At 60.0% G+C, this 1,242-nt stretch carries 2 protein-coding genes; both read left to right on the top strand.

Going from position 1 to position 1,242, the window contains the following annotated elements:
* Window positions 1-254 precede the first annotated feature (254 nt).
* Complete coding sequence (locus ACXJ7R_RS33370) at window positions 255-533, top strand: DUF1127 domain-containing protein (protein ID WP_457155516.1); 279 nt, start codon at window positions 255-257, stop codon at window positions 531-533.
* A gap of 175 nt (window positions 534-708) precedes the next feature.
* The coding region (locus tag ACXJ7R_RS33365; protein WP_457155515.1) for a serine hydrolase domain-containing protein at window positions 709-1,242 on the top strand (534 nt) is incomplete at its 3' end.

The raw sequence follows: 1,242 nt of genomic DNA, 5'->3' as shown, positions 1-1,242 counted from the left end.
GTTCCAGAGCTCGGTCAGGATTTGGATGGTCCAGCGCGGTTCCAGGAACTCGCAGGCGCGCGAGATCGGGCAGACCAGTCCGTAAGGCCGTCGCGTCATGGCTGACCGCTCCTTTGCCGCAGGTTAGGCCTTGCGGAGGTCCAAGGCCAGTTCACAATCTGAAGCGGAACGCTTCGGAAGCTGCCCTGGCGCGTTATCGCCTCCCGCTGTCATGTTGATCTTCATTCGAGCATCCCCGACCAACGGAGGTTACCATGACCTGGCATAACATGACGCCAACGACACTAGGCCTGACCGCCCGGCGCGTGCCGGGCACTTTTCTTGATCTTCCGCTCGAACGCCTGCTGGCCGTTGTCCATGAGTGGCGGACCCGCCGCAACATAGAGCGCGAGCTTGGTCACCTGTCCAATTTCCTTCTGCGCGACGTTGGCTTGACCAAAGCTGATGTCGAAGCGGCCTGCGTCGACAGCTTCGATCGATCCGCCTCTCGCGCGCTCAAGAGTGTAGCGCAGAACCGCACGGGCAATTGGTGAGAAGGGAAAGCTGCCGTGCGCGGCGCACGGTTTGAGTGCCGCGTTGATCCAAAGACCACACTGAAGAAGCGCCTCAAGTCTGCGGTAGGGACTTCAAGCAGGCAACTATTGGCAATAATGCGGGGAGAGCGCAGGATGGTCCAAAGGGCCTTTGTTTGCGAAGGACATTTGCGCGATGAGGCAATTTGGTAGCGAAACAGTTCGTGATCCTGCGCACCTCGGCTTCGACAAGGGGCGGCTGGCGCGACTGAAGCAGTGGATGCAGCGCTATGTCGACACCGGGCGCTGGCCGGGTGGTGCGGTGCTCGTCGCGCGCCATGGAGAACTCGCCTTTTTCGACTGTGCCGGTTACGCCAATGTCGAAGCCAAGCGGCCCTGGCAGCGCGACCWTATCGCCCGCATCTACTCGATGACCAAGCCTGTCACCGCCGTCGCGCTAATGATGCTGTACGAGGAGGCGCGCGTGCATCTCGACGATCCGGTCGAAGCTTACCTGCCGGAATTCAAAAACGCGCAACTTCTGATACCGGGCGCAACGTCGCTGGACCAAACAGTGCCCGTCAAAACGAAGATGACGATCCACCATCTGCTGACTCACACATCTGGCCTAAGCCTTTTTACGAATCCCCGACTGCTCGGTGAAGCTTATGCCAAGGAAAGACTCGGCCTCGCCCTTGCCTACGGTGGGCTCGACAAGATGGTGCAAAGG

It is taken from the genome of Mesorhizobium sp. P5_C1, from assembly GCF_054049815.1.
Note: the sequence above shows the minus strand (reverse complement) of the source record. Positions and strands in the feature narration are given on the sequence as shown.

What these genes read in the sequence shown, in the direction of transcription:
- ACXJ7R_RS33370 (WP_457155516.1), top strand. Translation starts at nt 255, where the DNA reads ATGACCTGGCATAACATGACGCCAACGACACTAGGCCTGACCGCCCGG.